The organism is Luteibacter sp. E-22 (genome assembly GCF_049913125.1).
Lineage (GTDB): Bacteria > Pseudomonadota > Gammaproteobacteria > Xanthomonadales > Rhodanobacteraceae > Luteibacter.
On record NZ_CP183975.1, the window covers coordinates 226705 to 252241 of the forward strand.

The following is a 25537-nucleotide window of genomic DNA, read 5'->3' on the forward strand; positions in this document are numbered from 1 at the left end:
CGGCGATATGTTTCCAACTAAATATATACATACGCTGGGGTCAACTCGCCCCCGCGATCCTCGGAATCGGTAACGCATGGCAAAGAACCTCCTCATCGTCGAATCGCCGGCCAAGGCCAAGACGATCAACAAGTACCTGGGAGCCGACTTCCAGGTGCTGGCGTCGTACGGCCACGTCCGCGACCTTCGGCCGAAGGAGGGCGCCGTCGACCCCGAACACGGCTTCGCCATGGCCTACGAGGTGATCGACCGCAACGAGAAGCATGTCGACGCCATCGCCAAGGCGGCACGGGCGGCCAGCAGCATCTACCTCGCGACCGACTTGGATCGCGAAGGCGAGGCCATCTCCTGGCATATCAGCGAAATCCTCCGCGAACGCGGCCTGCTGGAGGGCAAGGACGTTCAGCGCGTGGTGTTCAGCGAGATCACGCCGAAGGCCATCAAGGAGGCCGTGGCCAACCCGCGCAAGCTTTCGCACGACCTGGTCGATGCCCAGCAGGCTCGCCGGGCGCTGGATTACCTGGTCGGTTTCAACCTCTCGCCGGTGCTCTGGCGCAAGGTGCAGCGCGGCCTGTCCGCCGGCCGCGTGCAATCGCCGGCGTTGCGCATGATCGTCGAGCGTGAACTCGAGATCGAAGCCTTCAAGGCGCGCGAGTACTGGACCATCCAGGCCAACCTGACCCACCCGGACGGCGCATTCGACGCTCGCCTGGTCCGCCTCGACGGCAAGAAGTTCGAGCAGTTCGACCTCACCAACGAAGCCGACGCCATGGCGGCGCGGGCCGCGCTGGAGAAGGCCGCCGCCGGCCGCTTCACCGTCGGCGAGGTCACCAGCAAGGAGCGCAAGCGCCGCCCGGCGCCGCCCTTCACCACGTCCACGTTGCAGCAGGAGGCCGCGCGCAAGCTGGGCTTCTCCACCAGCCGCACCATGCGCATCGCCCAGGGCCTCTACGAGGGCGTGGGGCTGGGCAGCGAGGGCAATGTCGGCCTCATCACGTACATGCGTACCGACTCGGTGGCGCTCTCGGAAGACGCCGTGGCCGAATTGCGCGACCTGATTGGGCGCGAATACGGCAAGGGAGCGTTGCCAGACGCCGTCCAGGTCTACAAGTCCAAGTCGAAGAACGCCCAGGAGGCGCATGAAGCCGTGCGCCCGACCTCGGCCATGCGCACGCCGCGCAGCGTCGCCTCCTTCCTCAACGACGACCAGCGCAAGCTCTACGAGTTGATCTGGAAGCGCACGGTCGCCTGCCAGATGGTCCATGCCACGCTGAACACGGTTTCCGTTGAATTCCCCGTCGGCGAATCGGCGTTCCGAGCCACGGGTACCACGGTGATCGATCCCGGCTTCCTCGCCGTGTACGAGGAAGGTCGCGACCAGAAGGGCGAGGACGAGGACGAGCAGCGCCGCCTGCCCCGCCTCAAGCAGGGCGACGTGGTGCCGGTCTCGCAGATCGCCGCCGACCAGCATTTCACCGAGCCGCCGCCGCGCTTTTCCGAGGCGAGCCTGGTCAAGACGCTGGAGGAATACGGCATCGGCCGTCCCTCGACCTACGCCAGCATCATCCAGGTGTTGCTCAGCCGCGAGTACGTCCTGCTCGAAAGCCGGCGCTTCAAGCCCACCGACGTGGGCCGCGCGGTCAGCCAGTTCCTTTCCGGGCACTTCGCCCAATATGTCGACTACGACTTCACCGCCCGCCTCGAAGACGAATTGGACGCGGTCAGCCGTGGCGAGGAAGCCTGGGTGCCGTTGCTCGAACGCTTCTGGTTGCCGTTCAAGACCCTGGTGGACGACAAGACCGAGTCGGTCGATCGCAACGAGGCCACGGGCGCACGCGAGCTGGGCAACGATCCGAAAACGGGCAAGCCGGTGTCGGTGCGCCTGGGACGCTATGGCGCCTACGCCCAGATCGGCAGCAAGGACGATGAAGCCAAGCCCACCTACGCGAGCCTGCGGCCCGGGCAGAGCATGCACACCATCACGCTCGAAGAGGCGATGGAGTTGTTCAAGCTGCCGCGCACCCTGGGCAAGTCCGACGCAGGCGAGGATGTCACCGTCGGCATCGGTCGCTTCGGGCCGTTCGTGAAGCAGGGCGACACGTATGCCTCGCTCAAGCCCGAGGACGACCCGTACATCATCGAATTGCCGCGCGCGCTGCAGCTGGTGCAGGAGAAGCTGGAGGCCATCGCCAACCGGACGATCCTCGACTTCGGCAACGGCGTACAGGTGCTCAATGGTCGCTACGGTCCGTACATCACCGACGGCGAGAAAAACGCACGCATTCCCAAGGATCGCGAGCCGAAGACGCTCACCGAGGCGGAATGCGCCGAACTGCTGGCGGCTGCCCCGGTGAAGAAGCCTCGTGGCGGTCGCGCAGCCAAGAAGACCGTGGCGAAGAAGGCCACCGCCAAGAAGGCGGCGGCGAAGAAAGTAGCGGCCAAGGACGCGACGGCGGTGAAAAAGACGGCCACGAAGAAGGCGGCCACCAAGAAAACCGCGAGCAAGAAGACGGCGGCGAAGAAGGCCACCGCGAAGAAGACGACAACCAAGACCGCCACGAAGAATGCCGTCGCGAAAAAGACGACGAGCAAGGCGACCGCACCCGTCGCCGATTGACCATGCGTCGTTTCACGTCGGCCGCCATCGAACAGGCCGCCTCGCTCCTGCGCGAAGGCGGCGTGCTCGCTTATCCCACCGAGGCCGTCTTCGGCCTCGGTTGCGACCCGCACGACCGCACCGCCTTCGAACGCCTGTTCGCGCTGAAGGGCAGGCCTTACTCGCAAGGCGTGCTGCTCATCGCCGCCGATTTCCTGCAGGCGGCGCCGTATATCGACCTGACGAAGGTTTCCGCGAAGGCCCTGGAGCAAGTGCTCGCCTCCTGGCCGGGCCCGAACACGTGGATATTCCCTCGCAGCGCCCACGTGCCCGAATGGGTCGCCGGCAACCACGCCGGCATCGCACTGCGGGTCACGGCCCACGCGCCCGCTGCCGCGCTGTGCCAGGCATTCGGTGGCGCCGTGGTGTCGACCAGCGCGAACCCCCATGGCGAGCCGCCGGCACGGGACCTGCCGACGTTGGAGCGTTACTTTGGCGCCCGGCTCGACGGCGTGCTGGACGCTGAACTCGGTGGCCTGGACCGCCCTACGGTCATCCGTGACGCCCTGAGCGGCGCTATCATCCGCGCCTGATAGGGGGAGAAGCCGTTGTCGTCGAACGTATTTGAGATTGCCGGCCGGGCTCCCGGCCCACGGCTGCCCTTGCTGGTGGGCTCGTTGTCACGGCCCGTCGCGTGGCGCGCCGGACAGCCCGTCAGCGCCGCGGTGTTCCTCGGCCACGTGCGCCAGGTGGCCTCGCTCCTCCCGGACGCCGGCAGCGCGGTGAACCTGTGCGAAGACCGCTATGCCTTCCTGGTCGCCTTCGCGGCGCTGGTCGTGCGCGGCCAGACCAATCTTCTTCCGCCGTCGCGCGCGCCGCATGCGGTCGACGAAGTGATGGCGGGACACCCGGGCTCGTACGCGATCGGCGAACTCGACCTGTCGCCCGCCCCGGCCGGCTACCTGCGCATGCCGGCGCTCGACGACGGCGCGCCCGTGGAAACCGAGGTGCCGATGATCGCCGCCGACGCGGTGGTCGCCATCGGCTATACCTCCGGTTCCACTGGCAAGCCCAAGCCTAACGTGAAGACGTGGGGCAGCTTCGTGGATAGCAACGCCGGGAACGCGAGCATGCTCGGGAAGAGCATCGGCAAGGCGTTCGATCTCGTCGCCACCGTGCCGCCGCAACACATGTACGGCATGGAGATGTCGGTGCTGATGCCCCTGCTTTCCGAGGTGAGCGTGCACGCCGGGCGTCCGTTCTTCCCGGCCGACGTGGCGGCGGCGCTGGCGACGATGCCGGAGCCTCGCGTCCTGGTGACCACGCCCGTGCACCTGCGCGCCCTGGTGGAATCGGGCGTGGTCCTGCCGGCGCTGGCGGCGTTCGTCTCGGCGACCGCACCCATGCCGGTCGAGTTGGCGACCACCGCCGAGCGACGTTTCGGTGCGCCGCTGTACGAAGTATTCGGTTCGACGGAAACCTGCGTCTTCGCCAGCCGCCGTACGTCGACGGACGAGGACTGGACACTCTATCCGGGTGTCACGTTGCATCCTCAGCCCGACGGCACGCTGGTCGATGCTCCGCAGCTGGCGGAAGCCATCGCGCTCGCGGACATCGTTACCTTGCACGGCGAAGGCCGCCTCTTCCGCTTGCGCGGCCGTAACAGCGACCTGCTGGAGATCGCCGGCAAGCGCGCCTCGCTGGGCGACCTGAACCGGCGGCTCCTTGCCATCGACGGCGTGCGTGACGGCGTGTTGTTCCAGCTCGACGAGGCCGACTCATCGGGTGTGCGCCGCATCGCCGGTCTGGTCGTCGCACCGGGAAAGACCGAGCAGGCGGTGATGGCGGCCTTGCGTGACGCGATGGACCCGGTCTTCCTGCCGCGTCCATTGCGCCTCGTCGATGCGCTGCCGCGCAACGAAACGGGGAAGCTGCCGCGCGACCAGTTGCTGGCGATCCTGTTCGCGCGCTGAAGCGCGGTCAGCGGGAGCCGAACGCGCCCATCGTTCCTAGTATCTCGCGCGCGATCGCCACCCGGTTGCCGCCATCTTCGGGCTTGGCGATGTCGATGTTCAGCGCGAAGAACCAGCGCTTGCCGCCGTGTTCGACCCAGCCGACGTACCAGCCGATGTCGTCCGCCTTGGTAGGATCGGCATTGTTCCGGGCCCCGTGCGTTGCCCAACCCGTCTTGGCGTGCAGCACATAATCCGTGCCTGCTTCGTAGATCGTGATGCGTCGCGCGATCTCTTGCGCACGTGCCGAGAAGGGCAGCGTGCCATCGGCCAGCCGCCGCAGGAAAACGACCTGTTGCTCGGCGGAGATGCGCAATGCGCCGTCCAGCCAGAACCTGTCGATGCCGCCGCCGATATCGCGGTTGCCGTACCCCGCCTTGTCGATCCACGACTGCATCCTTTGCTGCCCGGCGCGGCGCGCCACTTCCTGGTACAGCCATACGGTGGAATAGCGCATGCCACTGGCGAGGCTGTTGGCGCGATTCCATTCGACCATGGGCTTGCCGCCCATGTCGCGAACCTTGCCATCCCAGGCGACCGGGTCGAATTCATCGGCGACCGCGCCGGTGTCGATGGCCACCATCGCGTTGAATATCTTGAATGTCGAGGCGGGGATGTAGGCCTTGCGAGCGCGTGCCGCGTCGAAAACGTGCGTCGTTCCCGAGCCCTCCTCATACACCAGGAGGGTTCCGTGCACGTGGGCATCGGCGAAGACTTTGCCCCACTCCGGATGCTCCTGCCAGCCGGTGGCGTGAGACGAGGTGGCTAGCACGAGGGCGAACAGAGCGGCGAGTAGTTGGGGCAGGCGTGCCATGCGGGCGATCTCCTTGGTCTGGGGTGTCGAGCTTCCTTCCGCGCGGGGCAAGGGGCGGGGCTCCCGTGTGGCGTTTCGCGGGCAGTGCCCGAAGACGCCGGGTAGAATAGGTGGTTCAACGTCTGGAGATATCCCATGAAAGTCCTCGTCATCGGCGGCGGCGGGCGCGAGCACGCGCTGGCCTGGAAGCTTGGCCAATCCGCGCGCGTGGACGAGGTGATCGTGGCTCCCGGCAACGCGGGCACGGCGCGCGAGCCGCGCATGCGCAACGAAGCCGTGGCGGTGACCGATATCGATGGACTGGTGGCGCTGGCGAAGCGCGAAGCGGTGGGCCTGACCGTGGTCGGCCCGGAAGTGCCGCTGGTCGCGGGTGTAGTCGACCGCTTCACGCGCGAAGGCCTGCGTTGCTTCGGCCCGGGCGCCGCGGCGGCACAGCTTGAGGGCAGCAAGGCCTTCGCCAAGGATTTCCTGGCTCGCCATGCCATTCCCACCGCCCACTACGCCGTGTTCACCGAACTGGCTCCCGCGCTGGCGCATGTGCGCGAGAAGGGCGCGCCGATCGTCGTCAAGGCCGACGGCCTGGCCGCGGGCAAGGGCGTGGTGGTGGCGATGACCCTCGACGAAGCCGAGGCCGCGCTGCACGACATGCTTGGCCAGCAGGCCTTCGGCGACGCCTCGTCACGCGTGGTGATCGAGGAATTCCTCGACGGGGAAGAAGCCAGTTTCATCGTCATCGCGGATGGCAAGCATGCCTTGCCGATGGCCACGAGCCAGGACCACAAGCGCCGCGACGATGGCGACAAGGGCCCGAACACGGGCGGCATGGGCGCCTATTCCCCCGCGCCCGTCGTCACCGACGAGGTGTCCGCACGCGTGATGCGCGAGATCATCGAGCCCACGCTCGCCGGCATGGCGGCGGACGGGGCTCCCTTCACCGGTTTCCTGTACGCGGGGCTGATGATCGACAAGGCGGGCGCACCGAAGGTCATCGAGTTCAATGTCCGCTTCGGCGACCCGGAAACCCAGCCGATCATGTTGCGGCTCACCTCCGACCTGGTCGACCTGGTCGAGGCGGGGCTCGATGGCCGGATCGCGGAGGCCACGGCGACGTGGGATGGCCGTCCTTCGCTCGGCGTGGTGCTGGCCGCGGAAGGCTATCCGGGCAAGGTCCGCGCGGGTGACGTCATCGAAGGCGCCGACGCCGACTTCGGCGCGGACGTGAAGGTGTTCCATGCCGGAACATCGGAAGACGCGGACGGCAAGCCGGTCACGGCGGGTGGTCGCGTGTTGACGGTGTGCGCGCTCGGCAACGACCTGGTCGAGGCACGCGAGAAAGCTTACGCCGCGCTGGGCGCCGTCCGTTTTCGCGGTGGCTTCTATCGCCACGACATCGCCCATCGCGCGCTGGCGCGCTGTTGATCCAAGGGGCGCCGGTGCGCTCGGCTACACTGGCGTCCATCTTTCCGCAGGGACCACGGCATGTCGCAGTTCTCCCTCCTCGCCAAGCGCCGCTTCGCGCCGTTCTTCTGGACCCAGGCACTCGGCGCCTTCAACGACAACGCGTTCCGCAACGCGATGGTCATGCTGGTGGCGTTCCAGATGGCCTTGCCCGACGCGCAGGTGTCGCTCTACACGAACCTTGCGCCTGCGCTGTTCATCCTGCCGTACTTCCTGTTCTCGGCGACGGCGGGACAACTCGCCGAGAAGTTCGAGAAGACCCGCATCATCCGCTTCGTGAAGCTGTTCGAGATCGCCGCCATGGCGATCGCCGCGATCGGATTCTTCACCCATCATGTGTCGTTGTTGCTCGTCGTGTTGTTCCTGATGGGCGTGCATTCCACCGTGTTCGGACCGATCAAGTACTCGATCCTGCCGCAGGCGCTGGAGCGTAGCGAACTCGTTGGCGGCAACGCCCTGGTGGAGACCGGCACCCAGCTGGCGATGCTGACGGGCATGATCCTCGGCAACTCGCTGATGCTGATCGCCGGCTATGGCACGCTCGCCGCGTCGCTCACCACGATAGCCATCGCATGCGCGGGTTATGTCGTAAGCCGCTCGATTCCCATCGCACCGGCGACGGCTCCCGACCTTCGCTTCAACTGGAACCCGTTCAGCGAAACATGGCGCGTGCTGAAGATCACGCACGAGGATCGCGCGGTGTTCAACGCCGTGCTGGGTATCTCGTGGTTCTGGTTCTTCGGCACGGTGATGATCGCGCAGTTGCCGAACTACACTCGGCACACGCTGGGTGGCGACGGTTCGGTGAACACGCTCGTGCTGACACTGTTCTCGCTGGGTACGGGTATCGGTTCGCTGCTGTGCGAGAAGCTTTCAGCCAAGCGCGTGGAGATCGGCCTCGTGCCCATGGGCGCATTCGGCCTTACCGTGTTCGCGGTGGACCTGTTCTTCGCGCGGCCGTTGGTCGCGCCGGGCGCCGGCCTGGGCTGGCTCGCCTTCGCCGGTACGCCGGGCGCATGGCGGGTGATGCTCGACCTGACGATGATCGGCGCGTTCGCCGGATTCTACGTGGTGCCCTTGTTCGCCTTCGTGCAGAGCCGGGCGCCGCGCGAGCGCCTGTCGCGCATCATCGCGGGGAACAATATCGTCAACGCCTTGCTGATCTGTGTAGCGTCCGGCTTCGGCATCGGCTTGACTGCATGGGGGCTGGATGTCCCCACCATCTTCCTGATCACGGGCATCGTGAACGTCGCGGTGGCGGTCTACATCTTCACCCTCGTGCCCGAATTCATGATGCGCTTCATCACCTGGGTGCTGGTGCGCACGCTTTACCGGGTCCACGTGGACGGCCTGAAGCACGTGCCCGACGAAGGCGCGGCGCTGGTCGTGTGCAACCACGTCAGCTTCATGGACCCGTTGATCCTCATGGCGAACGTGCGCCGGCCGATGCGCTTCGTCATGTACTACAAGATTTACAACCTGCCCATCCTCCGTTTCGTCTTCCGCACGGCGAAGGCGATTCCCATCGCCGGGCGCAACGAAGATCCCGCCTTGATGGAGCGCGCCTTCGAGCTGGTGGACGAGGCCCTGGCGAACGGCGAAGTGGTCTGCATTTTCCCCGAGGGCGGCATCACCCGCGACGGCACGATCCAGAACTTCCGCCCGGGCGTCGACCGCATCCTCGCGCGCCGGCCTGTGCCGGTGGTGCCGCTGGCGTTGCGCGGCATGTGGGGCAGCATCTTCAGTCGCCGCGACAGCGCGTTGCGCCGGGCACGCCTTCCTCGCCGTTTCTGGTCGAGGATCGAACTGGTGGGCGGTACGCCGCTACCCGCAAGCGACGCCAACGCGGCCGTGCTGGAAGCGCGCGTCACCGAACTCCGCGGCGACAAGCCCTGACGATCAGGCGAACCAGGCGGCCAGGACGATCACCGCGACCACGGTCAGCCAGACGATCAATACGCGCCGGATGACACGCCGGGCGTCCTCCAGTTCAGCGATCGGGTCGCTCACATCCTGCACGTAACCATCGCCGGCCTCCACGTCCGCATCGACGCCCGCGCGCGCGACGGCGCCGAGGAAGTCGGGTTCGAGACGGGAGCGTGGGCTGCCGGAGGTGTGATGCCACTGCTTCCAGGCGCCCATCACGGCGTCGAAATCCGACACCAGTGCCATGGCGAAGACCATCAGGTGGGCCGGAATCCAATCGAGCGCGTCGGCGACACGGCGCGCGGCGTTGCGCGTGGCGGCATCGAGGGCGAGGGCGGCCTCGCGGCCGAGGATTTGTGCAAGGCGATAGCCGAGCGCGCCGGCGGGACCGAGCAGGAAGAACCAGAACAACACGCCGAAACGCCGGCGCAGCGCGCCATAGAACGCGGCTTCGACCATGACGGGGGCGAACCATGTCAGCGGCGCGTCGTCGTGGCGCAGGGCGGCGATGGCTTCGTCCCGGCGCAGGGCGTCCGGCGCGCGCAGGATCGCATCGATGTCGGCCTCGATCTCACGGGGACCGAGGGCGTAGACGAGCACGATCACCGCGAAGGCGAGCCAGCCCAGGTCGAAGAAGGGCAGGGAGCGCAGGATGCCCGCGAGAATGGCGCATGCGACGACAGGCACCAGCAGCACCACGGCGACGCGCCCCGGTCCGGACGTATCGCCCAGCCGGTTCACCCAATGGCGAAACCAGCGATCGTCGCGCCAGCGGGCCAGCTGCGGGACGCTCCAGGCGACGACGAGGGCGATGAGGACGGCGAGGAGACGTAGAGCCATGGTGTCGGGGAATCCGCGAGTCGTTGCCCCGATTGTAGGCGAAGCATCGCCGTCAGCGGCGAGACGCGTAGGCGACCAGTTCATCCAGGTGCACGCCGCGCAGGCCCAGCCAGTGTTCGATCAGCCGGTACGACACGGAGAGCGGCGGCGGCACGCCGAGCGAGCCCGAGGTCATGCCCTGGACGATATCGTCGACGGTGAACCAGCGGGCATCCTCGAGTTCGTCATCGCGCAGGTGGATTTCGCGCGTTCTGGCGGTCGCGGTGAAACCCACCATCAGCGAGGCGGGCAGCGGCCATGGTTGCGACGAGTGATAGGTGGCGCGCAACACTTCCACCCCGGACTCCTCGCGCACCTCTCGCTTGACCGCGTCTTCCAGCGATTCGCCCGGTTCGATGAAGCCGGCCAGCGTGGAGTAACGACCGGGCGGCCATCCGCGCTGGCGACCGAGCAGGCAGGCGTCGCCGTCTTCCACGATCACGATGATCGCGGCATCGGTACGCGGGAAATGCATGTGCGGGCCGTCGGGGTTCGTGCATTGCACGCGGTGACCCGAGGCCACGACCAGGGTGGGCGACCCGCATTGGCTGCAGAACCGGGTCTGCCGTTGCCAGTGGGTGATGCCTTTCGCATAGGCGAACAGGCCGGCTTCGAAGGCCGGAAGGATCAGTCCGGCCTCACGCAACGACATGCGCCGCGCGCCGGTCAGGGAAACGAAGAGTTCGGCGTGCGCTTCGTCGACGACGAGCGTGAACCAGGCGCTGCCGTTAGCCAGGCCGAGCAAGGTGGACGGCAGGTCGCCGAAGCGCTCGGAACGCATCGCCGGTGTCATCCAGTGCGGCATATCCGCCTCCGCCTGGACGAAGGCCTGGCCTTCACTGTCGAGTACGAGGAAACGCGTATCCGGCGAGCGTTCCGTTTCCTCGACCCACAGGCGGTCGTCACGCCGCTCGGCCATGCGGTCGATGTCGATGCCGGCGAAGACGTTCTCGCGGGCGCGGCTGGCGACCGCCTTGTCCCGCTCCTGCTCGACGCTCACGCCCACCGACCAGTCATGCGCTGAACGAAGAGCCGCAGCCGCAGGTGGTCTTCGCGTTGGGATTGCGAATGACGAATTGCGAACCGCTGAACGATTCGGCGTAGTCGATTTCCGCGCCGGTGAGGTATTGCAGCGAGAGCGGATCGACCACCAGCGTCACGCCTTCGCGGGACACGGCCAAGTCATCCTCGGCTTGCTCCTCGTCGAAGGTGAAACCGTACTGGAAACCCGAACAGCCGCCGCCGCTGATATACACGCGGAGCTTGAGGCCCGGATTGCCTTCCTCTTCGATCAGCTCGTGCACCTTGCGGGCGGCGGCTTCGGTGAAGACGAGCGGCGCGCCCGCGGACCGATAGTCCGGTGCCGAACTCGGGGCCATGGGGAATGGGTTATTCATGCTGCTCATAATGGCGCCGTTCCGTGTCAGGTCAAGCCTCGCTGAGGACCGGGGCGGCCTCGATCGCCGCCTGGGCCAACTGGCGAACCGTCTGCGGGGCCCGGTGCACCATCTTGCCGTTGACCTGAGCGCCGGCCGCCATCTCCAGTACCTGGTAGCGCACGTCGCCCTCCACCCGGGCCAGGGGAGCCAGCTCCAGGCGCTCCGCGACGTCGATGTCGCCGGTGACGCCGCCATTGATCACGGCCTGGGGCACCTCGATATGCCCGATGACACGGCCCGTCTCACTGATCGTGAGCACGCCGTCCCCGGAAGGGTCGGCATGGATCGAGCCTTCCACCGTTCCGTCCAGGTGCAAAGCACCACTAAACAGGACGTCGCCGCGAAGGGTGACGCCGCGGGCGATAAGGCTTGTGGCGGCCGCGCCCACGGCGGGAGCCTGGTTCTTCCGGTTATTGCTGAACATCGTTGGCCTCGTCGTTGCGCAGGGCATCGGTCCACGCCACCGTGCCGGTGACGGACTGGTCGCCGGTGATATCGGCGGCCAGCCGCAGGCGGGTGGGTTTAAAGCCCGCCGGCAAGGTGAAACTGCCCTGGATCTGCTGGAAATACTTGAAGGAGAAGGGGAGTCCCGTCGTCTGCGCACCCTGGCCGAGCGCCGCGCCCTCGAGCGTCGTGACCTTGTCGTCCTGGATGCCCTCGATCGCCAGTTTCAGTGAGCCTTTCACCAATTCCCCCCGGCGCGCGTTCTGGGTGAGCGTGACCATCAGGTTCCAGGCGTTCGCCGTGCCCTTTACCGGCGCGGTGCGGGCACCCTGGATCTTCAGTCCATCGCGCTGGCCACCGCCGCCGACCAGGCGCGAGTAAAAGGCGAGGTCGGTGCGCAGGCCGCTGATCTCTTCGTCGCGCTCGGCCATGTTGCGCTTGAGTTCTTTCGCCGCGATGTCCGCCACCTGCGCGGAGCGCTGCAGGTTGGCCAGCTGCTGGCGGAGGTCTTCGTTATCGGCGGCGAGCTGGCGAACGCCGCCGCGATCGGAGACAGCGACAGGCCCACGGACCGCCGCGAACCAGGTGCCCACGGCCACCAGCACCAGGCTGAGCGCCCAGGCACCGGTCAGGACGAGGCGCTTGCGGCGCTCGCTGACCGTTTCGTCGAGCGAGCGCACGACGAAACGCGGCGGTGGGCGTGAAGCCATGGACGATACCGTGGAGAAGACGTGAAGACGCCGATGGTATATCCCCCGTCTTCCCCCACGGTCAAGGAACCGTTCCCCATAACGGAGAAGGCCGCCTCGCGGCGGCCTTCGATCAATCGTGGAGCGATCCGACCTTGCTGAGCATGTACCGCTCGGGGCCGATGTCGGAGATCAGGCTGAACTGGGTTTCCAGCCAGTCGATGTGCTCCTCTTCCTGGCCCAGGATGAACTTGAAGAGGTCGCGGCTGACGAAATCGTGGATGCCTTCGCTGTAGGCGATCGCTTCGCGCAGATCCTTGGTGGCCAGCATCTCAAGGTCGAGATCGCCCTGGAGGGCTTCGACCACGTTCTCGCCGATGCGCAGCTTGCCCAGGTGCTGGAGGTTCGGCAGGCCGTCGAGGAAGAGGATCCGCTCGATGAGCTTGTCCGCGTGCTTCATCTCCTCGATCGACTCCTCGTACTCGTGCTTGGCGAGTTCGTTGTAGCCCCAGTCCTTGAACATCCTGTAATGCAGGAAGTACTGGTTGATCGCGGCCAGCTCGTTGTAGAGGACCTTGTTGAGGTATTCGATGACCTTCGCGTCGCCCTTCATGAGGGGTCTCCCTGAGTGTGCAGGGCACGACTATACGTGGCCCGGCGGGGGCATGACGTAACGAGAATGAAGGTGGTTTGCGTCCGCGAATGGACGCGCGCGCGTCAGGCCGGGGAAGGCAGGAAGGTGAGCACGGAACGCGTTTCCGCGACCGCCTCGCGCAGGCACTGGCGGGCTTCAGACTCGCAGGCCCCGCAACAGTCCGAGCAGCCCGTGCGAGCCTGGAGCTCGGCAAAGGATTCGACACCCTCGGCCGCGGCGCGGCGGATGGCGTGGTCGGTGACGGCATTGCACATGCAGATGTACATGGCGCGCATTCGAACGCGAATGCGAACGATTGTCAACTACGCGAATGTGAAGGCGCTCCCGGCGGCGGGCGTCCGTTCATTCTCCGCCGCGAGCCAGCCGCTCCGCTTCGGCCTGCTGGGGGCAGGTGCCCACCGTCACCGAGCACACGGTCTCCACGGTGGGAGCGAACTGGCGCAGCGCCCGCTCGTAGACCTGCCGCTTGAAGTTCACCACGTGGTTTGCCGGATACCAGAAGTCGACCCAGCGCCACAGGTCGAACTCGGGTTTCTCGCAGGCATCCAGGCGGAACGCGTCCTCGCCGCACTTCAGGCGGAGCAGGAACCACACCTGCTTCTGGCCGATACAGGTGGGTCGCTGGTGATGGCGCACGAAACGGCTCGGCAGCCGGTAGCGCAGCCAGCCTCGGGTCTCCGCCAGCACTTCCACGTGCTGGGCGAGCAGGCCGGTTTCCTCTTCCAGTTCGCGGTACATGGCCTCCAGCGGTGTCTCGTCGCTGCGCATGCCGCCCTGGGGGAACTGCCAGCCGTCACGATTGACGCGGCGCGCCCAGAACAGGCGACCGTCTCCGTTCAGGAGCACGATCCCCACGTTCGGTCGATAGCCATCAGCGTCGATCATCCGCCCTCCACGAACCAGTTCGGCGCTTCCGGAGAGGCGCTCGATGCGCCCGATTCAACCACAGCGCGAGAAGCGCGGGCAAGGCGCTACTTGAACGGGAGGCCCACGCCGATTAAACTGCCCGGCCTTCGCGGGTCCGCCCGTGAACGACCAGGTTCCATGGCTAGGTAGCTCAGCTGGTCAGAGCGCGGCACTCATAATGCTGAGGTCGGCGGTTCGAGCCCGCCTCTAGCCACCAATGCAAAAGGCCGCGCTCATGGGCGCGGCCTTTTTCTTTGTCCCGACGTTCGAATCAGGATGCCTCGCGTTCCACCAGCGGAAGATCCTCGACGCGCGGTGGCGTATCCAGAACGGCCCGTGCCAGCTCGACCACATTGTGCACGCGCAGCTTGGCCATCAGGTTCGCGCGGTGCAGTTCGACGGTCTTCGGGCTGATGTTCAACTCGCTGGCGATGACCTTGTTGAGCTTGCCGCCCATGATCCCGTCCAACACCTGCGACTCGCGGCGGGTCAGCGAGACGTCGGGACGGAGGCTGGCGAAGACGTTCGCCGCCGGTTCCTCGCTACCGGGTTCATCGTCCGGAAGAGGCATCAGGAAGACCGCGTGGAAGGCCGCGGGCGGCACGTCGAGCAGTTGCCGGGTGAGTCGATAGCGGCGGGGAGGCGCATGCCGGTCGCGAAAGACGAACTCGTCCGCGTGGTCGGTGCGATGGAGGTGCTCCTCCAGCCATGCCGGTCCGGCCCGTCCCCTCGCGGTCATGCCGAATTCGCGCTGGAAGGCCGCATTGACCATCACGGCGCGACCGCCTTCGTGGCGCCAGACGACGCAGGGCCAGGGCAAGGCGGCGAATACTTCCTCGGCCAGCCCGCAGGTGTGCGAGCCGTCGAGCGAATCACTAGCAAGGCACATCGATGCCTCCTGAATGTACGCGTGGGAAGTCGGCGAAGCCCCCTCGCTTCGCCCGTTGTAGTTACCACTGCAACCGTTTCCCGATGAAAAGTCCATGAATCATGGGCGCGGATATGCCGAACTGCGACATCCGTCGTGAATACCACTTCCACGGGGGCGCCGGCACGCCCTCCGCTACAATGCGGGGTCCTTCGCGAAAGACGCCGTCCCCATGCGCATATTCAAGACATTCAACATCGAAGCGGCCCACCGCTTGCCGAATGTGCCCGAAGGGCACAAGTGTTCGCGCCTGCACGGCCATTCATTCCGCATCGAACTGCATGTCGAGGGTCCGACGGACCCTGTGCTGGGCTGGGTGATGGATTTCGGCGACCTCAAGGCGCGTTTCCAGCCGCTCTACGATCGCCTCGACCATCATTACCTCAATGACATCGAGGGCCTCGAGAATCCGACCAGCGAAAACCTGGCACGCTGGATCTTCGAACGCCTGCGGGCGGACGTGCCGGGCCTGGCGAAGGTCGTGGTGCACGAGACCTGTACCTCCGGCGCCGAATACTCCGCCTGAGCCAAGGCTCCAAGCAAAACCTGTCGACGCAACAATTCGTGGTTGCCGCCTCGTCCGGGGCGGGTCTACACTCCGGCACTCCCCGTTCCCCAACGGTTGCCGCGATGTCCCATGTAAACGGTTACGCCCAACTTGCCCGATGCGTCGGGGAGATGGCGACCGTATGGGTGACTACGTCGGCCGGCGCATTGGCAGGCCGCCCCGCCCGGGCCTGACCGACCGCGTCTCCTCGCCAACGACGCGACGGATGGTCGCGCCGGCGGGTGGTTATGGCCTTTCGTCGCTTGTCCCGTCGTTTACGGCACTGGTATACTTTTCCAGATTAAACCGTGGCCCGTTGAACCATCTGGTGCCGCCTTCGAGCGAAACCACGGGAGCCTCGCGTTGCTCAACAGTCTTGCAGCCGGTCGTCACCTCGCCATGCGCATCGTCATCGCGCAGCTGGTGGTGGCTGTCATAGCGGGACTCGCTTTTTCCCTGCAGGGTCGTCCAGCCGCGCTGGCCGCCTTCGGGGGTGCCCTGGTCGTCGCCATCGCTACCGCGCTGCTTGCCGCGCGAGCGTTCAGCGCGCTGGGTGGAGCGGGGGCGACGTTCATGAGGTTCCTCGTGGGAATGATCCTTCGCTGGATCGTCCTCATTGGCGGACTGGCGCTCATCCTGGTTCAGTGGAAGCTGCCACCCTTGCCCGCGTTGGTGGGACTGGTGGCCGGCTACGCGGTCAACGTATTTGCATTCAGATTCAAGGGTTGAGCATGGCGAGCGAACCGCAAGGCGGTCTGACCGAATACATCCAGCACCATCTGAACCACATGACGGTGAATTTCAGCGCCGATCATTTCTGGTTCTGGAACCTCCGCGCGGACTCGATCATCGTTTCGTTCGTCCTCGGCGCGGCGTTCTGCCTGTGGTTCTGGCTGTTCGCGCGCAAGGCCACGTCCGGCGTGCCATCGAAGGGCCAGGCCCTGGTCGAGCTGGCGATCGAGTTCGTCGACACGCAGGTGAAGGACACCTTCCATGGCGACCGCCGCACGGTGACGCCGCTGGCGCTGTCGATCTTCATGTGGGTGTTCCTCATGAACGCGATGGACCTGCTGCCGGTCGACCTCGCCGGTTGGCTGGTGCACACCTTCGCCGGTGACGAAGCCGCTCACCACACCTATTTCCGCATGGTGCCCACCGCGGATATCAACACCACCGTGGGCCTGTCGGTCGCGGTGCTGTTCATCGTCATCGGCCACGGCATCAAGGCCAAGGGTGGCTTCGGCTTCGGCAAGGAGCTGCTCACGGCCCCGTTCCATGCGAACAACCCGATCGCCAAGCTCGTGCTGGTGATCCCGAACTTCCTTCTCAACGTCGTCGAAACCCTGTCCAAGCCGGTGTCGCTCGCCATGCGACTGTTCGGCAACATGTACGGCGGCGAATTGGTGTTCATGCTGATTGCCGGTCTGATGGTGAGCTGGATCAGCTTCGTGCCTGGCGTCGTGTTCAACACGGCGTGGGCGATCTTCCACATCCTGATCATCGCCCTGCAGGCGTTCATCTTCATGATGCTCACGATCGTCTACATCGCCACCGCGCGGGAACACCACTAACTCACCGCACCGACGTTAGAACTTCAATCCCGAACCGTTTCGTTTCCACCCTTTCGCTATTCGTATATCCCAGGAGAACACCATGGAACTCGCCTCGCTTCTCGCCCACGTCCAGGGCATGACCGCCATCGCCATCGGCGTGATCATCGGTCTCGGCGCGCTCGGCGCCTGTCTCGGTATCGCCATCATGGGCTCGAAGTTCCTCGAGTCGGCCGCTCGCCAGCCGGAACTGGTTCCGCTGCTCCAGGGTCGTATGTTCCTGCTCGCCGGCCTGATCGACGCGGCGTTCATCATCGGCCTGGCCGTTGCCCTGCTCTTCGCGTTCTCGAACCCGCTGGTCGGTGTCGTGCGCGCCGCGGTCGGCGGCTAAGCAGCCGTTCGTCTTGTCGCCGTGATCCCCCGGGGTCACGGCGATCGTCAGTACCCAAGCGTTCGGAGTCTTTGGAGAGATCATGGAAATCAACATGACCTTCCTGGGCCAGATGATCTCTTTTGCGATCCTGGTCTGGTTCACCACCAAGTTCATCTGGCCCCAGCTCAACGGTGCCATCGAAGAACGCCAGAAGAAGGTGGCCGAAGGGCTCGCCGCGGCCGAGCGTGCTCGTGCCGAGCTGAAGGATGCCGATGCCAAGGTCGCCGTCGAGATCAAGCAGGCCCGCCTGCAGGCCACCGAGATCATCGACAAGGCCCAGCAGCAGGGCAACCAGATCCTCGAGAAGGCTCGCGCCGAAGCCACCAGCGAGATCAACCGTCTGAAGGCCCAGGCCCAGGACGAGATCGCGTCGATGGCCCAGCGTGCACGTGAGCAGCTGCGCGAGCAGGTTGGCGCGCTCGCCGTCCGTGGCGCCGAGAAGATCGTCCAGCGCGAGATCGATCCGGCGGCTCACAAGGCCCTGCTCGACCAGCTCGCTGCCGAGATCTGATCATGGCCCAGGCGCTCACCCTCGCTCGTCCCTACGCACGCGCCGCTTTCGAAGTGGCGCATGCGTCGGGTTCGCTTGCCGAATGGCTGGCGGCGCTGAACTTCGCGGCCGCCGTCGCGGTGGACCCGCGTGTCGCCGGCCTCGGTAACGATCCACGCGTGCTGCCGACCCAACTGGTCGCGCTGCACCTGCCCCCCGGCGTGGCGGCCGATGCGCCGTTCGGCCAGTTCCTCGCGGAGCTGGCGGAGAACGGCCGCATGGTGCTGTTGCCGGAAATCGCCGCGCTCTACGACGACTACAAGCATGAGTCGGAGTCGACCTTGAAGGTCAAGGTCACGAGCGCACTGGATCTCGACACGGCGCAGGCTGAACAGCTGCGTGCCTCGCTGAAGCGCCGCTTCAAGCGCGAGATCGAACTGGATACGCACGTCGATCCGGCGTTGCTCGGCGGTGTCGTCATCGACACGGGCGAGCAGGTCATCGACGGTTCGGCGCGAGGCCGCCTGCAACGGCTGGCCAGCGCGCTGACGCACTGATACGAGCTTCTCATACCACCGGGTGCCGTGAGAGCGGCGCGACCCAAGGAACCGACCATGTCCAGCACCACTCTGAATCCGTCCGAGATCAGCGAGCTGATCAAGACCCGCATCGAGCAGTTCAAGCTCGGCGCCGAGGCACGCAACGAAGGCACGATCATCAGCGTGTCCGACGGCATCGTGCGCATCCACGGCCTGGCCGACGTGATGCAGGGCGAAATGATCGAACTGCCGAACGACACGTTCGCCCTGGCGCTGAACCTCGAGCGCGACTCGGTCGGCGCCGTGGTGCTCGGTGAATACCAGCACCTGCGCGAAGGCGATGCCGCCAAGACCACCGGCCGCATCCTCGAAGTGCCGGTCGGCCCGGGCCTGCTCGGCCGCGTCGTCGACGCGCTGGGCAACCCGATCGACGGCAAGGGTCCGATCGACGCCGTGGGCACCAGCCCCGTCGAGAAGGTCGCCCCGGGCGTCATCTGGCGCCAGTCGGTCGACCAGCCGATGCAGACCGGCTACAAGTCCATCGACTCGATGATCCCGATCGGCCGCGGCCAGCGCGAGCTGATCATCGGCGACCGTCAGACGGGCAAGACCGCCGTCGCCATCGACGCGATCATCAACCAGAAGCACTCCGGCATTAAGTGCATCTACGTCGCCATCGGCCAGAAGCGCAGCTCGATCGCCAACGTCGTGCGCAAGCTGGAAGAGAACGGCGCGCTGGCCAACACGATCGTCGTCGTCGCCTCGGCCTCCGAAGCGGCCGCCCTGCAGTACGTCGCACCGTATTCCGGTTGCGCCATGGGCGAGTACTTCCGTGACCGCGGCGAAGACGCCCTCATCGTGTACGACGACCTCTCCAAGCAGGCCGTGGCCTACCGCCAGATCTCGCTGCTGCTGAAGCGTCCGCCGGGCCGCGAAGCCTATCCGGGCGACGTCTTCTATCTTCACTCGCGCCTGCTCGAGCGCGCCTCGCGCGTCAGCGCCGAGTACGTCGAGAAGATGACCAACGGCGAAGTGAAGGGCAAGACCGGTTCGCTGACCGCGCTGCCGATCATCGAGACCCAGGCCGGCGACGTGTCCGCGTTCGTTCCGACCAACGTCATCTCGATCACCGACGGCCAGATCTTCCTCGAGACCGATCTGTTCAACGCCGGTATCCGTCCGCCCGTGAACGCCGGTATCTCGGTGTCGCGCGTCGGTGGTGCCGCACAGACCAAGATCATCAAGAAGCTGTCCGGCGGCGTGAAGCTCGCCCTCGCGCAGTACCGTGAACTCGCGGCGTTCGCGCAGTTCGCCTCGGACCTGGATGCCGCCACGCGCGCGCAGCTCGACCGCGGCCAGCGCGTCACCGAACTGATGAAGCAGCCGCAGTACTCGCCGCTCTCGATCGCCGAACTCGGCGTGTCGGTCTACGCGGCCGAGAAGGGCTACCTCGACGACCTGCCGGTCAACAAGGTGCTGGCGTTCGAGAAGGGCCTGCACGCCTTCATGCGCCAGAACCATGGCGACCTGATGAAGAAGATCGACCAGACCGGCGACTGGGACAAGGACATCGAGGCGACCTTCAAGGCCGCCGCCGACGAGTTCAAGAAGACCGGTAGCTGGTAAGAGCGAAACGCGCGGGGCGCAGGCCGAAAGGCCGGCCCCGCGAGCTGGCGACACCTTTCAAAGACGAGTAAGCCATGGCTAGCGGCCGCGAAATCAAAACCAAGATCAAAAGCACGCAGAACATGCGCAAGGTGACCGGCGCGCTGCAGATGGTCTCGGCGTCGAAGATCCGCAAGGCGCAGGACCTGATGAAGGCCTCGCGCCCGTATGCGCGTCTGATGCGCAAGGTCATCGCGCATGTCGCGCAGGCCAGCACCGATTTCACCCATCCGTTCCTCACCGAACGCGAGAACGTCGCGCGGGTGGGCTTCATCGTGGTGTCGACCGATCGCGGCCTCGCCGGCGGCCTCAACTCCAACCTGTTCCGTCGCACGCTGACCTCGATCCGCGAGTGGCAGGGCAAGGGTGCCGAGGTCGACGTCGTCGCCATCGGCCAGAAGGCCGTGCAGTTCTTCCGTCGCATCAAGGGCGTGAACCTGATCGGCTCGGCCACGCATCTTGGCGAGAAGCCCAAGCTCGAGGACCTGATCGGCGTGATCAAGGTCGTCCTCGATGCGTATTCGGACAACAAGCTCGACCGCGTTTTCCTCGTCTACAACGACTTCGTGAACACCATCGTGCAGAAGCCGAGCATCGACGCCCTGCTGCCGCTGTCGCTGGTGGCCACGGAGCTCGAGAACACGGAAGGCAAGACGTCCGAGGGCGTGAAGGTCGAGCAGACGCACGACTGGGACTACATCTACGAACCGGACGCCCGCACGGTGCTCGAGCACCTGATGACGCGCTACATCGAGTCGGTGGTGTACCAGGCGGCACTGGAAAACCTCGCCAGCGAGCACGCCGCGCGCATGGTCGCCATGAAGGCCGCGTCGGACAACGCCAGCAAGGTCATCGGCGAACTGACGCTCGTCTACAACAAGGCGCGCCAGGCGGCGATCACCCAGGAAATCTCGGAAATCGTCGGCGGCGCCGCCGCGGTCTGACCGAACAAGCCATGGCGACGCGAAAGCGGCGCCGCTACAGAACCTAAAGAAGATTCATCCGGAGCATTCCATGAGCCAGGGTAAAGTTGTTCAGATCATCGGCGCGGTCGTCGACGTCGAATTCCCGCGCGACCAGGTCCCGCAGATCTACGACGCACTCAAGATCGACGGCACCGAGATCACCCTCGAAGTGCAGCAGCAGCTCGGTGACGGCATCGTGCGCACCATCGCGCTCGGTTCCACCGACGGCCTGCGCCGTAACCTCGTCGCCCGCAACACCGGCGAAGGCATCAAGGTGCCGGTCGGCAAGGCCACGCTCGGCCGCATCATGGACGTCCTGGGCAACCCGATCGACGAAGCCGGTCCGATCGGCGAGCAGGAAAAGTGGGTCATCCATCGCGAAGCCCCGTCGTACGACGAACAGGCCGCCGCCAGCGAGCTGCTGGAAACCGGTATCAAGGTCATCGACCTGATGTGCCCGTTCGCCAAGGGCGGCAAGGTCGGCCTGTTCGGCGGCGCCGGCGTGGGCAAGACCGTCAACATGATGGAGCTCATCAACAACATCGCGAAGGCGCACTCGGGTCTGTCCGTGTTCGCCGGCGTGGGTGAGCGTACCCGTGAAGGTAACGACTTCTATCACGAGATGAAGGACTCCAACGTTCTCGACAAGGTCGCGATGGTGTACGGCCAGATGAACGAGCCGCCGGGCAACCGCCTGCGCGTCGCCCTGACCGGCCTGACCATGGCCGAGTTCTTCCGTGACGAGAAGGACGAGACCGGCAAGGGCAAGGACGTCCTGCTCTTCGTCGACAACATCTACCGTTACACGCTGGCCGGTACCGAAGTGTCCGCGCTGCTCGGCCGCATGCCGTCGGCCGTGGGTTACCAGCCGACGCTGGCCGAGGAAATGGGCGTCCTGCAGGAGCGCATCACCTCGACCAAGACCGGTTCGATCACGTCGATCCAGGCCGTCTACGTTCCCGCGGACGACCTGACCGATCCGTCGCCGGCCACCACCTTCGCGCATCTGGACGCGACCGTGACGCTGAGCCGTAACATCGCTTCGCTGGGTATCTACCCGGCGGTGGACCCGCTCGATTCCTCCAGCCGCCAGCTGGACCCGGCCGTTATCGGCCAGGAGCACTACGACACCGCGCGCCGCGTGCAGATGACGCTGCAGCGCTACAAGGAACTGAAGGACATCATCGCCATCCTCGGCATGGACGAACTGTCGCAGGAAGACAAGGAAGCCGTGTCGCGCGCCCGCAAGATCGAGCGCTTCTTCTCGCAGCCGTTCCACGTGGCCGAAGTGTTCACCGGCTCGCCGGGCAAGTACGTGGCGCTGAAGGAAACCATCCGCGGCTTCAAGATGATCCTCGACGGCGAGTTGGACTACCTGCCGGAACAGGCCTTCTACATGGTCGGCGGCATCGACGAAGCCATCAAGAAGGGCGAAGAGATGGGTGCGAAGAAGGCTGCGTAAGCCCTCTTTCCCCATCCTCGACCAACGGAAGACCAGCCCATGACCCATACCATCCGCGTCGACATCGTCAGCGCCGAAGCCGAGATCTACTCCGGCGAAGCCACGCTCGTGGTCGCCACCGGTGAGCTTGGCGAGCTGGGCATCGCGCCGCGTCATGCCCCGCTGATCACTCGCCTGAAACCCGGCCACGTGGACGTGGTGGCCGCCAACGGCGATCGCCAGCAGTTCTACGTCTCCGGCGGCATCCTCGAGGTGCAGCCCCAGGTCGTGACCATCCTCGCCGACACGGCGGCCCGCGCGGCCGACCTCGACGAGGCGGCCGCCCTGAAGGCAAAGGAAGAGGCGGAGGCCGCATTGGCCAACCGGGGTCCGCAAATGGACGTCGCCGAAGCCCAGGCCAAGCTGGCAGAGGCGCTGGCCCAGCTCCAGGCGCTCGAACGCATGCGCAAGACGCTCAAGCACTGACCGGCGAACACCAATCAAGGAAGCCCCTCCCAGGAGGGGCTTTTTTTTTGGATGGAGGCCGTCTTCATCCGAAAATGACTACGGTGGCGCAACACTCGATGACTACGTCATCACAGTCGCATCATGCGTATCCATTACCGTCGCAGCCTCTGGATCATCGGTGTAGTCGCCGTCGTGCTCATCGCGGCGCGGCTCGCCCTGCCGTATGTGGTGCTCGACTACCTCAACGGCCGCCTGTCCCGCATGGGTGCTTACTCGGGGCATATCTCCGACATCGACATCCATCTCTGGCGTGGCGCCTACTCCATCGACAGGCTGACCGTCACCAAGGTGGACGGCAAGGTGCCGGTGCCGCTGTTCGATACGGCGCGTGCGGATATCTCGCTCAGTTGGCGGGCGATCGCGAAAGGACATATTCGCGGAAAGATCGATTTCCACGAGCCCGTGGTTAACTTCGTCGACGGCCGTGGCGAGGGCGACACGCAGACGGGTAAGGGCGTGGATTGGCGGGCGCAACTGCGCGCCCTGGTGCCGACGCAGCTCGACGAGGTGAACGTGTTCAACGGCACGATCACTTTCCGCAACTTCGTCTCGAGTCCGAAAGTGGACCTGAAGATGACCGACGTCAATGGCACGGCGACCAACCTCACGAACGTGCAACGCGAGGGAGGATCGCGCGTGGCGCACCTGCACGCCACCGCGAAAGTACTCGGTGACGCGCCCCTCGAAACGCGGGCGGAGTTCGACCCGCTGGAGCGGTTGGGTGACTTCCACTATGAGTTGAGCGTTCGCGACATCAAGCTGGTGAAGGCGAACGATCTCGCCCGTGCCTACTCCGGACTCGATTTCGCGGGAGGTGAGGGGGATTTCTTCATGGAATTGCAAGCCAGGGACCGCCGCCTCAGCGGATATGCCAAGCCTTTGTTCCACGGCTTGCAGATTTTCAGTTGGAAGCAGGATGTCGAACAGGACAAGAAGAACCCTCTGAAGCTCGCCTATGAGGTGGTTGCCGAAGGGGTCACGAAGATATTCAAGAACCAGTCCAAGGACCAGTTCGCGACGCGCGTCCCGATCTCGGGCACCATCGACGACAAGAACGTCTCCGCGGGCGAAGCGATCCTCGGCATCCTGCGAAACGCCTTCATCGAGGCGTACAAGCCGAACCTCGAGCACCTGACCGAGCGGCCGAAGGACGACTAGCCGACTTGGCACGGCGACGTAAACGCGCGAAAGTGCGGCCCTCCCTTACCGGCAGGCAAGCGTGCCCATGACCGTCAAGCCACTCCATGTCCTGATCCTCGCCGCGGGCGAGGGCAAGCGGATGAAGTCCGCGACCGCCAAGGTGCTCATGCCGCTCGCAGGGCGGCCCTTGCTGGCTCATGTACTCGATGCCGCCCGTACGTTGGACCCCGCGGGCATACACGTGGTGTACGGCCATCACGGGCAGCAGGTGCGCGATGCCTTCGCGGCCGATACCTCGCTGGCTTGGATCGAGCAGCGCGAACGCCTGGGTACCGGTCACGCCGTGCGCACCGCGCTGGAGGCCATGCAGGCGGCAGGCAAGCTCGAGGGCCGCGTGCTCGTCCTTTATGGCGACGTGCCGCTCATCCGCGCCGAAACGCTGGCTGCGCTCGTGGCTGCCGATGACGGCCTGGCCATGCTGGCGACCCGTCTCGCCGATCCGCGGGGCTATGGGCGCGTGGTGCTCGACGCCGCAGGCAAGGTCCGGCACATCGTCGAGGAAAAGGATGCGAGCGCGGCGCAGCGCGCCATCGACCTGGTGAATACGGGGATCGTCGCCGCCGATGCGGCGCGCCTCCTCGCGTGGACGCAGCGGCTCGGCAACGGCAATGCGCAGGGCGAGTACTACCTCACCGACGTCTTCGAAATGGCCGCGGCTGAAGACACACCGGCGGCCTGCGTGGATTGCGACGCGGTCGAGGCTTCGGGTGCCAACGATCCCTGGCAGTTGGCCGGCCTGGAAGCCCTCTACCGCGAGCGAAGCGCACGTGGGCTGGCCCTGGAGGGAGTGCGCCTGGTGGACCCCTCGCGCCTCGACGTGCGCGGCAAGGTCAGCGTTGGGCGTGACGTCGAAGTGGACGTCAACGTCATCTTCGAGGGCGAGGTGGAACTGGGCGACGACGTGCGCATCGGTCCCTTCACCCGGGTGCGCAACGCGAAGCTTGCCGCCGGTACCGTCGTGCTCGCCCATTGCGACCTCGATGGCGTGGTAACGCACGGGCCGTGCACGATCGGCCCCTTCGCGCGCCTGCGCCCCGGGACGGATCTCGCCGCTGGCGTGCATATCGGGAATTTCGTCGAGACGAAGAACGCGCGGATCGCCGAAGGCTCCAAGGCGAACCACCTGAGTTACCTCGGCGATACCGTCATAGGCAGCAAGGTGAACATCGGTGCCGGTACCATCACCTGCAACTACGATGGCGTGAACAAGAGCCGCACCACGATCGAGGACCATGTCTTCGTCGGCTCGAACAGCGCGCTGGTGGCGCCCGTGACGTTGCACGCGGGATCGACCATCGGTGCGGGGTCGGTCATCACCAAGGACACCCCGCCGGACGCGCTGACCCTGTCGCGTGCGCGCCAGAGCACGATCGAGGGTTGGCACCGGCCGACGAAGAAGGGCTAGAGCATCGCCGACAGGGTCGGCTCCCGCC

Annotated in this window: 27 protein-coding genes and 1 tRNA gene; 18 read left to right on the forward strand and 10 right to left on the reverse strand. The window is 65.7% G+C overall.

From position 1 onward, the window contains the following. The first annotated feature begins 76 nt into the window (after positions 1-76). The 3 genes from ACN9M2_RS00970 to ACN9M2_RS00980 are packed head-to-tail and all read left to right on the forward strand — an operon-like array spanning position 77 to position 4569. Complete coding sequence (locus ACN9M2_RS00970; RefSeq protein WP_426286337.1) at positions 77-2617, forward strand: DNA topoisomerase I; 2541 nt, start codon at positions 77-79, stop codon at positions 2615-2617. A gap of 2 nt (positions 2618-2619) precedes the next feature. Beyond that, the gene (locus tag ACN9M2_RS00975) at positions 2620-3189 is read left to right on the forward strand and encodes an L-threonylcarbamoyladenylate synthase (protein WP_426286338.1); all 570 of its coding nucleotides are present in this window, start codon (positions 2620-2622) and stop codon (positions 3187-3189) included. 15 nt (positions 3190-3204) lie between these two features. Further along, positions 3205-4569 carry an AMP-binding protein gene (locus tag ACN9M2_RS00980; protein ID WP_426286339.1) on the forward strand — a complete coding sequence of 455 codons (1365 nt, stop codon included), beginning with the start codon at positions 3205-3207 and terminating at the stop codon, positions 4567-4569. A gap of 7 nt (positions 4570-4576) precedes the next feature. Here ACN9M2_RS00980 and blaOXA read toward each other — a convergent pair whose 3' ends face one another. Next, entirely contained in the window at positions 4577-5422 is an 846-nt protein-coding gene (gene blaOXA / locus ACN9M2_RS00985) for a class D beta-lactamase (protein WP_426286340.1), read from the reverse strand. Between the two features lie 135 nt (positions 5423-5557). Here blaOXA and purD point away from each other — a divergent pair, with 135 nt between their 5' ends. Both purD and ACN9M2_RS00995 read left to right on the forward strand, forming a co-directional pair. Beyond that, positions 5558-6841, forward strand: coding sequence for a phosphoribosylamine--glycine ligase (gene purD / locus ACN9M2_RS00990; RefSeq protein WP_426286341.1), 1284 nt, complete (start codon positions 5558-5560; stop codon positions 6839-6841). Positions 6842-6901: 60 nt separating this feature from the next. Then, a complete protein-coding gene (locus ACN9M2_RS00995; RefSeq protein WP_426286342.1) occupies positions 6902-8776 on the forward strand; it encodes an MFS transporter in 1875 nt (624 codons plus the stop codon). Between the two features lie 3 nt (positions 8777-8779). Here the strand turns inward: ACN9M2_RS00995 and ACN9M2_RS01000 are convergent, their stop codons facing one another. The 8 genes from ACN9M2_RS01000 to ACN9M2_RS01035 all read right to left on the reverse strand — a co-directional run bounded on the left by ACN9M2_RS01000 (position 8780) and on the right by ACN9M2_RS01035 (position 13797). After that, the gene (locus tag ACN9M2_RS01000; RefSeq protein ID WP_426286343.1) at positions 8780-9646 is read right to left on the reverse strand and encodes a beta-lactamase induction protein; all 867 of its coding nucleotides are present in this window, start codon (positions 9644-9646) and stop codon (positions 8780-8782) included. A gap of 52 nt (positions 9647-9698) precedes the next feature. Further along, positions 9699-10685, reverse strand: a complete 987-nt coding sequence (gene nudC, locus ACN9M2_RS01005) for an NAD(+) diphosphatase (RefSeq protein ID WP_426286344.1) — start codon at positions 10683-10685, stop codon at positions 9699-9701. Between the two features lie 13 nt (positions 10686-10698). Continuing rightward, entirely contained in the window at positions 10699-11082 is a 384-nt protein-coding gene (erpA, locus tag ACN9M2_RS01010; protein WP_426286345.1) for an iron-sulfur cluster insertion protein ErpA, read from the reverse strand. A gap of 31 nt (positions 11083-11113) precedes the next feature. After that, complete coding sequence (locus tag ACN9M2_RS01015) at positions 11114-11548, reverse strand: bactofilin family protein (protein WP_426286346.1); 435 nt, start codon at positions 11546-11548, stop codon at positions 11114-11116. Continuing rightward, positions 11535-12278: a DUF6776 family protein gene (locus ACN9M2_RS01020; protein WP_426286347.1), complete on the reverse strand. Its 744-nt coding sequence runs from the start codon at positions 12276-12278 to the stop codon at positions 11535-11537. The genes ACN9M2_RS01015 and ACN9M2_RS01020 overlap by 14 nt, the downstream gene beginning before the upstream one ends. Before the next feature lie 112 nt (positions 12279-12390). Further along, positions 12391-12870, reverse strand: coding sequence for a bacterioferritin (gene bfr, locus ACN9M2_RS01025; RefSeq protein ID WP_072323582.1), 480 nt, complete (start codon positions 12868-12870; stop codon positions 12391-12393). A gap of 104 nt (positions 12871-12974) precedes the next feature. Next, positions 12975-13187 carry a (2Fe-2S)-binding protein gene (locus ACN9M2_RS01030; RefSeq protein ID WP_371023637.1) on the reverse strand — a complete coding sequence of 71 codons (213 nt, stop codon included), beginning with the start codon at positions 13185-13187 and terminating at the stop codon, positions 12975-12977. A gap of 67 nt (positions 13188-13254) precedes the next feature. Then, positions 13255-13797, reverse strand: a complete 543-nt coding sequence (locus ACN9M2_RS01035; protein WP_371023638.1) for an RNA pyrophosphohydrolase — start codon at positions 13795-13797, stop codon at positions 13255-13257. A gap of 161 nt (positions 13798-13958) precedes the next feature. Between ACN9M2_RS01035 and ACN9M2_RS01040 the strand changes: the two genes are divergently transcribed. Continuing rightward, positions 13959-14035 (forward strand) — tRNA-Met (locus ACN9M2_RS01040). A gap of 54 nt (positions 14036-14089) precedes the next feature. On the opposite strand, the gene ACN9M2_RS01045 is transcribed toward ACN9M2_RS01040, so the two are convergent. Then, positions 14090-14707 carry a response regulator transcription factor gene (locus tag ACN9M2_RS01045; protein WP_426286348.1) on the reverse strand — a complete coding sequence of 206 codons (618 nt, stop codon included), beginning with the start codon at positions 14705-14707 and terminating at the stop codon, positions 14090-14092. A gap of 211 nt (positions 14708-14918) precedes the next feature. Here ACN9M2_RS01045 and queD point away from each other — a divergent pair, with 211 nt between their 5' ends. The 12 genes from queD (at position 14919) to glmU (ending at position 25509) form a co-directional block, all read left to right on the forward strand. Then, positions 14919-15272 (forward strand): 6-carboxytetrahydropterin synthase QueD, encoded by a 354-nt coding sequence (queD, locus tag ACN9M2_RS01050; protein ID WP_426286349.1) that lies wholly within the window; start codon positions 14919-14921, stop codon positions 15270-15272. 384 nt (positions 15273-15656) lie between these two features. Further along, on the forward strand, positions 15657-16022 hold the full coding sequence (locus ACN9M2_RS01055; protein WP_306848233.1) for an ATP synthase subunit I: 366 nt from the start codon (positions 15657-15659) through the stop codon (positions 16020-16022). 2 nt (positions 16023-16024) lie between these two features. Further along, complete coding sequence (gene atpB, locus ACN9M2_RS01060) at positions 16025-16864, forward strand: F0F1 ATP synthase subunit A (protein WP_426286350.1); 840 nt, start codon at positions 16025-16027, stop codon at positions 16862-16864. 82 nt (positions 16865-16946) lie between these two features. Then, complete coding sequence (atpE, locus tag ACN9M2_RS01065; RefSeq protein ID WP_139978979.1) at positions 16947-17234, forward strand: F0F1 ATP synthase subunit C; 288 nt, start codon at positions 16947-16949, stop codon at positions 17232-17234. Between the two features lie 82 nt (positions 17235-17316). Then, entirely contained in the window at positions 17317-17787 is a 471-nt protein-coding gene (locus ACN9M2_RS01070; RefSeq protein ID WP_426286351.1) for a F0F1 ATP synthase subunit B, read from the forward strand. Positions 17788-17789: 2 nt separating this feature from the next. Continuing rightward, the gene (locus tag ACN9M2_RS01075) at positions 17790-18323 is read left to right on the forward strand and encodes a F0F1 ATP synthase subunit delta (protein WP_426286352.1); all 534 of its coding nucleotides are present in this window, start codon (positions 17790-17792) and stop codon (positions 18321-18323) included. Between the two features lie 57 nt (positions 18324-18380). After that, positions 18381-19931 (forward strand): F0F1 ATP synthase subunit alpha, encoded by a 1551-nt coding sequence (atpA, locus tag ACN9M2_RS01080; protein ID WP_426286353.1) that lies wholly within the window; start codon positions 18381-18383, stop codon positions 19929-19931. Between the two features lie 74 nt (positions 19932-20005). After that, complete coding sequence (atpG, locus tag ACN9M2_RS01085; RefSeq protein ID WP_426286354.1) at positions 20006-20914, forward strand: F0F1 ATP synthase subunit gamma; 909 nt, start codon at positions 20006-20008, stop codon at positions 20912-20914. Between the two features lie 70 nt (positions 20915-20984). Next, on the forward strand, positions 20985-22397 hold the full coding sequence (atpD, locus tag ACN9M2_RS01090; protein WP_426286355.1) for a F0F1 ATP synthase subunit beta: 1413 nt from the start codon (positions 20985-20987) through the stop codon (positions 22395-22397). A gap of 39 nt (positions 22398-22436) precedes the next feature. Further along, positions 22437-22862 (forward strand): F0F1 ATP synthase subunit epsilon, encoded by a 426-nt coding sequence (locus tag ACN9M2_RS01095; protein WP_426286356.1) that lies wholly within the window; start codon positions 22437-22439, stop codon positions 22860-22862. Between the two features lie 123 nt (positions 22863-22985). Continuing rightward, positions 22986-24062: a DUF748 domain-containing protein gene (locus ACN9M2_RS01100; protein WP_426286357.1), complete on the forward strand. Its 1077-nt coding sequence runs from the start codon at positions 22986-22988 to the stop codon at positions 24060-24062. A gap of 67 nt (positions 24063-24129) precedes the next feature. Then, a complete protein-coding gene (gene glmU / locus ACN9M2_RS01105) occupies positions 24130-25509 on the forward strand; it encodes a bifunctional UDP-N-acetylglucosamine diphosphorylase/glucosamine-1-phosphate N-acetyltransferase GlmU (protein WP_426286358.1) in 1380 nt (459 codons plus the stop codon). The last annotated feature ends 28 nt before the right edge of the window (positions 25510-25537 follow it).

Bases quoted from the DNA above. Each gene is read 5' to 3' on its own strand.
- purD (WP_426286341.1), top strand. From the start codon at position 5,558: ATGAAAGTCCTCGTCATCGGCGGCGGCGGGCGCGAGCACGCGCTGGCC.
- blaOXA (WP_426286340.1), bottom strand. From the start codon at position 5,422: ATGGCACGCCTGCCCCAACTACTCGCCGCTCTGTTCGCCCTCGTGCTA.
- ACN9M2_RS01030 (WP_371023637.1), bottom strand. From the start codon at position 13,187: ATGCGCGCCATGTACATCTGCATGTGCAATGCCGTCACCGACCACGCC.
- queD (WP_426286349.1), top strand. From the start codon at position 14,919: ATGCGCATATTCAAGACATTCAACATCGAAGCGGCCCACCGCTTGCCG.
- ACN9M2_RS01070 (WP_426286351.1), top strand. From the start codon at position 17,317: ATGGAAATCAACATGACCTTCCTGGGCCAGATGATCTCTTTTGCGATC.
- atpD (WP_426286355.1), top strand. From the start codon at position 20,985: ATGAGCCAGGGTAAAGTTGTTCAGATCATCGGCGCGGTCGTCGACGTC.
- ACN9M2_RS00970 (WP_426286337.1), top strand. From the start codon at position 77: ATGGCAAAGAACCTCCTCATCGTCGAATCGCCGGCCAAGGCCAAGACG.
- atpG (WP_426286354.1), top strand. From the start codon at position 20,006: ATGGCTAGCGGCCGCGAAATCAAAACCAAGATCAAAAGCACGCAGAAC.
- erpA (WP_426286345.1), bottom strand. From the start codon at position 11,082: ATGAATAACCCATTCCCCATGGCCCCGAGTTCGGCACCGGACTATCGG.
- ACN9M2_RS01100 (WP_426286357.1), top strand. From the start codon at position 22,986: ATGCGTATCCATTACCGTCGCAGCCTCTGGATCATCGGTGTAGTCGCC.
- ACN9M2_RS01000 (WP_426286343.1), bottom strand. From the start codon at position 9,646: ATGGCTCTACGTCTCCTCGCCGTCCTCATCGCCCTCGTCGTCGCCTGG.
- ACN9M2_RS01020 (WP_426286347.1), bottom strand. From the start codon at position 12,278: ATGGCTTCACGCCCACCGCCGCGTTTCGTCGTGCGCTCGCTCGACGAA.
- ACN9M2_RS00975 (WP_426286338.1), top strand. From the start codon at position 2,620: ATGCGTCGTTTCACGTCGGCCGCCATCGAACAGGCCGCCTCGCTCCTG.
- atpB (WP_426286350.1), top strand. From the start codon at position 16,025: ATGGCGAGCGAACCGCAAGGCGGTCTGACCGAATACATCCAGCACCAT.
- glmU (WP_426286358.1), top strand. From the start codon at position 24,130: ATGACCGTCAAGCCACTCCATGTCCTGATCCTCGCCGCGGGCGAGGGC.
- atpA (WP_426286353.1), top strand. From the start codon at position 18,381: ATGTCCAGCACCACTCTGAATCCGTCCGAGATCAGCGAGCTGATCAAG.
- atpE (WP_139978979.1), top strand. From the start codon at position 16,947: ATGGAACTCGCCTCGCTTCTCGCCCACGTCCAGGGCATGACCGCCATC.
- ACN9M2_RS01015 (WP_426286346.1), bottom strand. From the start codon at position 11,548: ATGTTCAGCAATAACCGGAAGAACCAGGCTCCCGCCGTGGGCGCGGCC.
- ACN9M2_RS01095 (WP_426286356.1), top strand. From the start codon at position 22,437: ATGACCCATACCATCCGCGTCGACATCGTCAGCGCCGAAGCCGAGATC.
- ACN9M2_RS01045 (WP_426286348.1), bottom strand. From the start codon at position 14,707: ATGTGCCTTGCTAGTGATTCGCTCGACGGCTCGCACACCTGCGGGCTG.
- ACN9M2_RS00995 (WP_426286342.1), top strand. From the start codon at position 6,902: ATGTCGCAGTTCTCCCTCCTCGCCAAGCGCCGCTTCGCGCCGTTCTTC.
- ACN9M2_RS01075 (WP_426286352.1), top strand. From the start codon at position 17,790: ATGGCCCAGGCGCTCACCCTCGCTCGTCCCTACGCACGCGCCGCTTTC.
- ACN9M2_RS01035 (WP_371023638.1), bottom strand. From the start codon at position 13,797: ATGATCGACGCTGATGGCTATCGACCGAACGTGGGGATCGTGCTCCTG.
- bfr (WP_072323582.1), bottom strand. From the start codon at position 12,870: ATGAAGGGCGACGCGAAGGTCATCGAATACCTCAACAAGGTCCTCTAC.